The sequence below is a fragment of the Paenalicyclobacillus macrosporangiidus genome (assembly GCF_900116805.1).
Lineage (GTDB): Bacteria > Bacillota > Bacilli > Alicyclobacillales > Alicyclobacillaceae > Alicyclobacillus_H > Alicyclobacillus_H macrosporangiidus.
Window position 1 is genome coordinate 145198 of sequence record NZ_FPBV01000007.1, and the last position, 6682, is coordinate 151879.

The 6682-nt window shown below is 61.2% G+C and carries 5 protein-coding genes; 3 read left to right on the forward strand and 2 right to left on the reverse strand.

From position 1 onward, the window contains the following. Nucleotides 1-23: 23 nt before the first annotated feature. Complete coding sequence (locus BM357_RS08395) at nucleotides 24-686, reverse strand: hypothetical protein (RefSeq protein ID WP_074951547.1); 663 nt, start codon at nucleotides 684-686, stop codon at nucleotides 24-26. A gap of 149 nt (nucleotides 687-835) precedes the next feature. Between BM357_RS08395 and BM357_RS08400 the strand changes: the two genes are divergently transcribed. From BM357_RS08400 to BM357_RS08410, 3 genes are all read left to right on the forward strand, one after another. Continuing rightward, nucleotides 836-1786, forward strand: a complete 951-nt coding sequence (locus BM357_RS08400; protein WP_074951552.1) for a carbon-nitrogen hydrolase family protein — start codon at nucleotides 836-838, stop codon at nucleotides 1784-1786. Between the two features lie 230 nt (nucleotides 1787-2016). Then, nucleotides 2017-3033 (forward strand): 2-oxoacid:ferredoxin oxidoreductase subunit gamma family protein, encoded by a 1017-nt coding sequence (locus BM357_RS08405; protein ID WP_074951554.1) that lies wholly within the window; start codon nucleotides 2017-2019, stop codon nucleotides 3031-3033. Then, nucleotides 3030-5333, forward strand: coding sequence for a transketolase C-terminal domain-containing protein (locus BM357_RS08410; protein WP_425426530.1), 2304 nt, complete (start codon nucleotides 3030-3032; stop codon nucleotides 5331-5333). The genes BM357_RS08405 and BM357_RS08410 overlap by 4 nt, the downstream gene beginning before the upstream one ends. Before the next feature lie 220 nt (nucleotides 5334-5553). On the opposite strand, the gene BM357_RS08415 is transcribed toward BM357_RS08410, so the two are convergent. After that, a complete protein-coding gene (locus BM357_RS08415; protein ID WP_074951556.1) occupies nucleotides 5554-6453 on the reverse strand; it encodes a PhzF family phenazine biosynthesis protein in 900 nt (299 codons plus the stop codon). Between the last annotated feature and the right edge of the window lie 229 nt (nucleotides 6454-6682).

Sequence of the window (6682 nt, forward strand, 5' to 3'; positions counted from 1 at the left end):
CACCCCGAATCCGCCTGATTGCCTCAAGACAACACCTGCTTCCATACCGCAAGCGTCCGTTCACCGGTGACGGTCAACAGTTGGTCTCCCTGCTGGAACACCACTTCCGGATACGCCTGGATCACCTTTTTTCCGATGTTCGTATCCAAAAGATAAGCGTCGAATTGGATGTGTTTCAGATTCAGTCCCCGAATCTCGTCTTCATCAATCTGCTTCGCCTGCGCCAAGGGGGTGCCCGGTTCGAACCCGGTGGCCACAATCACCGGTTTCACAGGCAGCTCAGACCAGTGCTGATCCCACAGCACCAAGGTACGTTGGCAGTGGGGGCACCAGTAGGCCACAAACACCACAGGCCGCTCCGAGGGGGTTAGGGTGAGCGACGCTCCTTCCGGCGTCAGGGCCGGGATGGAGGCGTAGACGGCGGGATCCGCGGGCTTGGCGTTCAGCACATTGGCCGGAGTGGTCGGCAGGGCGTTCAACCGATTCTCAAACGGCCGGTTGGCGGGAAAGTGGCGGTCAGCCGTTGTCGCATTGGTCGTATTTTGCAAGGAGACCCCGTTGGTTGCGGAGGGCGATCCGGTGTTCTGCGCCACGGAACCGCTCCCACTCGGCTGTGCGCAACCCGCGAGGGCCGTGAAGACCAGCGGGATCGTCATCCAAAACATCAGGCGGCGAATGGATGGCATCGAGCATCTCTCCTGTTCAATGACTGGCCTGGCCGTTCCCACGCGTTTCTGTGGACAGCTTACCACTCGGCCGGCAGGCAGTACAGATCCATCCACAACGATAAAATGGATGTGACAGAAGCCATCATGGGGAAAGCGGGGCAGAGACCATGCGCAGCGTGGATACGGTCCGGGTCGCCGTCGTGCAGGCGGCATCGGTGATGATGGATCAGGAGGCCAGTGTGGAGAAGGCTTGCCGGTTGCTGGAAGAGGCCGGCCGGCAGGGAGCGGAGTTGATCGTTTTCCCGGAGGCATTTTTATCCGGTTATCCGCGGGGCCTGTCGTTTGGGACGGTGGTGGGTCACCGCAGCCCAGAGGGGAGAAAAGACTTCGGCCGATACTGGCGCAGCGCGGTCAGCGTGCCGGGCCCGGCCATCGATCGGCTGTCGGAAGCCATCGTCCGCGTGCAGGCGTACGTGGTGATGGGCATCGTCGAGCGGGCCGATCACGGCGGCCAAGGCACGCTGTATGGCACCATGTTGTACTTCGGCCCGGACGGAACGCTGCTCGGCCGGCACCGGAAGTTGAAGCCCACCGGATCGGAACGGTTGATCTGGGGCGAGGCGGACGGAAGTACGCTCATCGTGATCGACACGCCGTTCGGCCGCGTCGGCGGTCTCATCTGCTGGGAGAACTACATGCCGCTCGCCCGCGCGGCGATGTACGACAAAGGGGTGACGATTTACATCGCGCCGACGGCGGATGCCCGGGACACGTGGCAGGCGACGTTGCAGCACATCGCGTGTGAGGGCCGTTGCTTCGTGCTGGCGTGCAATCAGTACGTCACCAAGGACACGTATCCTCAGGACCTCGCGGGCTATCACGAGCTGGACGCGTGGCCGGATGAGATGTGCCGGGGCGGGAGCGCCATTCTCGGTCCGCTTGGCGACTATATCGCGGGGCCGTTGTACCACCAGGAGGGGATCCTGTATGCCGATCTGGATCTGCGACAGATTGAAGAGGCGCGGTATGACTTTGACGTGACGGGCCATTACGCGCGTCCAGACGTGTTCACCCTGGTGGTTGACGAACGGCCGCTGAAAAACGTGTCCATCCCATGAGCCTGGCTGTCCCCTGGCCTTCCGTGCGGGGGTCCGTTTGGACGTGACCGATGGTCCATTCCGCCTATGAACATCGGCCTATGAAAAGAGGATACAGATTCACCTTTTTCCCCGCAGGGGGCTGGATTTACCCTTGAACTGTACCAGCTGTACGATTATCCAGCACTGGTACAGTCTCTCCCCAGTCGCATCCATTCCCGGTTGACTGCGGGATCGGGGGTGAATCCGTGATGAAACAGATGACAGAGGGCGCAACCCGTCCGTTCCTGGAGATCCGTATGGAATCCATCGGAGGACTGGGTGCCAATTTGGCCGGCAAGATCCTGTCGGAATCGGGTGTGCTTCGGCAGGGATGGAATGGATGGTACGCGGCGTCGTACGGATCGGAGAAGAAAGGAACCCCTGTGAAAGCGTTTGTCCGCTTTGCACCACCGGATGTGGCGATTCGCGGGACCTATCCGGTGGACGAACCGGACGTCGTGGCGGTGTTTCACGAAGCGCTGCTGCGGAACCTGTCGACCCTGTCGGGGTTACGGCCGGGGGGCACGCTGTTGGTGAACACCAAACGAAGTCCGGCCGACATTCGCGAGCAGGTGAGACGGGGAGACGTCAAGATCGCCTGTGTAGACGCGCTGGGGATCTCGGTGCGGGAGGGCACCCGCATCAACACCGCGATGCTCGGCGCCCTGTGCCATGTGGTCCCGCAGTTGGATCCGGAGGCGGTGCGGGAGGGGATCGCGGAGACGTTCTCGGCCCGCTACCAGCACCTGCTGGAGGCGAACCTGCGCACGTTCGAGGCGGGCCGGATGGAGGTGGTGGAAGAACAGGGTTCCGGCGGCCCCGTCCTGAGCCAGCCGGATGCGCCGACCCATGGGTCCGTCCTCGGCTACGCCACCCAGTACATCGGCGGCGCCATTCTCAGCCCGGGCAACTCCGTCGTCAAGGACCTCAGCGTATCGCGCCAGGGATTCATTCCGGCGCTGGACCTCGATTCGTGCATCCATTGCGCCGCGTGCGATCAGGTCTGCCCGGACGCCTGCTTTGTGTGGGAGACGCGTGACAACGGGAAGGGGCGGATGTTCCAGTATCTCGTCGGGATCGACTACCAATACTGCAAGGGATGCCAGAAGTGCGTGGTCGCCTGCCCGACCCATGCCTTGTCCACCATCCCGGAGACGGAGGAATACGTCCAGCGGCACCGCGTGCCACACCGGTTCTGGACGCAGAAGGAGGTCATCGTGCGATGAGCATGAACGTCCTGGAACGGCCGTCCGTTCAGCATCCCTCCGAGCACAAGCCGTTGGAGATGGAGGAGTTGCGGTCGGGGAACGAGATGGCGGCCAAGGCGGCTGCCCAGATCAACTACCACGTGATGGGGTACTTTCCCATCACGCCTTCCACCGAGATCGCCGAATACCTGGATGAGATGCGCGTCCGAGGCGAGCACGACATCGTGATGATCCCGGCGGACGGTGAACACGGTGCCGCGGGCATCTGTTTCGGCGCCTCCACAGGCGGGGGCCGGGTGTTCAACGCCACCTCGGCCCAAGGGTTCCTGTACATGTTGGAGAATCTGCCGGTCCAATCGGGGACTCGGTTTCCCATGGTGCTGAACCTGGTGACGCGGTCGGTCTCCGGTCCCCTGAACATCCACGGCGATCACTCCGACCTGTACTACGGTCTCAACATCGGCTGGCCCATCCTCCTCGCAAGGGACCCGCAGGCGGTGTACGACATGAACCTGATGGCGCTTCGCATTGCGGAACACAGCGAGGTCCGGCTGCCGGTCATCGTGGCGTATGACGGCTTCTTCACGTCCCACGCCAAGCTGCGGGTGAAGTTCTTCCGGGATCGCGAAACGGTTCAGCGGTTCGTCGGTCCGGTGCCGGAGCCGCCGGTCACGACGCTCGATCCGCGCCGTCCGGTCACGGTCGGCCCGTACATGAACGAGCCGGACTTCATCAACAACAAGTATCAGCAGTCCATCGCCATGTATCGGGCGGCCGATGTCTTTGAACAGGTGGCCGCGGAGTACGCCACGCTGTCGGGCCGCCACTACGGGCTGCTCAATCTCTACCGCATGGAAGACGCCGACATCGCCCTGTTCATCCTCAACTCCGCGGCGGAGACGGCCCGCGTGGCGGTGGATGAGTTGCGGGCGAAGGGGATCAAGGCGGGGATCGTATCTCCCAACATGATTCGGCCGTTCCCGCTCCAGGCGGTGCAGGAGGCGCTCTCCAAGACGAAGGTGGTCCTCGTCGCAGAGCGGGCGGATTCGTACGGTGGCCACGGCCCAAATTTGACCCACGAAGTCAAGGCGGCCCTGCAGGAGACGCACGCCCCGGTGCACGTGCTCTCCCGGGTGTTTGGGCTGGGGGGCAGGGAGTTTTACCCGGCCGACGCCATGAACCTGTTCCGCGAGTGCATCACTTGGTTGGAAGGCGGAAGCGTCGCGTCCTTCGACTATTACGGTGTCGAAGCAGGCGATCCAGACGCCGTCGCGTTCGCTCCCGGCTTGCCGCCGCTCACGCGGGAGGAGACGAGCGGGTTCGTGTCCGTGGAGCGGGACGAGCAGACGGGGAGCCTGCGCGTGAAGGTGCCGAACCTGCGCACGCTGACCAAGAAACCGCGGCGCTTGGCGCCGGGTCACGGGGCGTGTCCCGGTTGCGGCATCTTCCCCGGTGTAGAGACGTTCCTCAAGGGGATTGAGGGTGACGTGGTGGTGTTGTACCAGACCGGTTGCGCGATGGTGACCTCCACCGGGTACCCCTACACCTCGCACCGGGTGACGTACCTGCACAACCTGTTCCAAAACGGCGCCGCCACGCTGTCCGGCCTGGTGGAAATGTTCTGGGAGAAAAAGCGGCGGGGTGAGATCCCGAGCGGGGAAGACATCACGTTCATCATGGTGACGGGGGACGGAGGGATGGACATCGGGATGGGTCCGGCCCTCGGTGCCGCCTTGCGCAACCACCGCATGATCATTCTGGAGTATGACAACGAGGGTTACATGAACACGGGCGCGCAACTGTCCTACGCCACGCCTCTGGGGCACAGGACGTCCACGTCGGGGGTGGGCGAGAAGGGGGCAGGGAAGACCTTCCCGCACAAGGACACCCCGCAGATCATGGCGGCGGCCAACATCCCCTACGTCTTCACGGGGTGTGAGGCGTTCCCGCAGGATCTCATCAAAAAGGCCGCGAAGGCGCAGTGGTATGCGAAGAACGAAGGCTTGGTGTACGGCAAGATTCTGATTGCCTGCCCGCTCAACTGGCAGTCGAAGGATGACCAGGGCAACGTGATTGTGGGAGCGGCGGTGAAGAGCTGCTTCTTCCCGCTCTACGAGGTGGAGCACGGCAAGACGGTGATCACGTACGACCCCGAGGCCAAAGGAGAGCGCATCCCGGTATCCGATTGGCTGAAGATGATGGGCAAAACCCGACATATGCTGAAGCCGGAGAACAAGGACCTCTTGGCTCAGTTTGAGGCGGAAGTCGAACACCGCTGGCGGCGCCTGCGCGCCAAGCACGAACATCCGGATCTGTGACACCCTCATCACCCGTTGATCGAACAGACGGCAGCCCCTCGCTGGCAATCCGGCGAGGGGCTGTCGAGCTGGCCATACAAACGGCGGGAGTGAGCGGATGGCAGTCAGACTGGATGGTATGTCCTTCTCGTCGGCGGGCTTATTGGGGAACGACCGTTAGGCCGTTCTCCACCAAGATGTGCGTGCAAAAGGGCCTAGGTGACATCATGAACGTGCCAGGTTAATCCAACCGAAGTCGGCCCGTCACCGTGATCACTGCCGCACCGCCGACGCGGATTTGAGGTGCATCCCCAGGGACGATATTCACGAGAACCATTCCAGGGCGCCCCATCGCGTGTCCCTGCGCCATGCGTAAGGAATGTGTCTGCTCGGCATTCAAGATTCCTTCCAGAACGAGATATCCTGCTAGAGCGCCATTTGCAGCACCTGTCACCGGGTCCTCCGGGATCCCTACGGCAGGCCCGAAGTCGCGGGTGTACATATCGTATGGATCCCCGTCTTCGGCAAATGTGAACAGATGGGTGGTCGCTGCCTGTTGCTTCATATTCATCTCGGCCAATTCGTTGAGGTGTGGTTGCGCAGCATCAATGGCGGTCCGTGACCGAACGGGGACAAGTAAGTGCCAGTTTCCCGTATAGGCCAGTCGAATCGGATAGTTCGCATCGATGTCGGAAACGTGGATCCCAACGATACGAGCGATCTCGTCGGGACTCACCTCAGTGCTCCGAACCCGTGGAGGGACTTGGCGCATGAAGACGGTCTCCGCGTCTCCCTCCTGGTTGAGTACCCATTCTACAGGAATCACCCCCACGTTCGTGTGAAAGGAAATTCCCGATGCGGAGGTCTTCCAACCGTACTCAGTTGCCAGTACCCACGAGGTGCCGATTGTGGCATGACCGCAAAAATCAATTTCTGACGTCGGGGTAAAGTACCGGATCCGATGGCCCCCTGACGGTTGATCGGGAACCAAGAATGCGGTTTCAGAAAGGTTGAGTTCCCGAGCGATGTTTTGCATATCCTCGTGCGTCAGACTCGTCGCATCCGGGACGACTCCCGCTGGATTTCCACCAAATCTTCGGTCGGTAAAGGCGTCCACGTGGTATACAAGAACCTCTCTCATGGGGCATATCTCCTCTCACCGGTAGTCACTGTCAGACTAACAAATCATGAATATTCATGTAAAATCAATTAAGATGATTATGTTCATCATGATTTGTGATTTGAAGTTAAGGGATTCTAGATGGACATCCATGGTGTTACAGCCAACGTATAATGGCCATAAGTTGACGGTGTTTGTTGTCCGGAAACTGACGGATTCGGTGGCCATGGCGGATGAACGGGGCAACTCA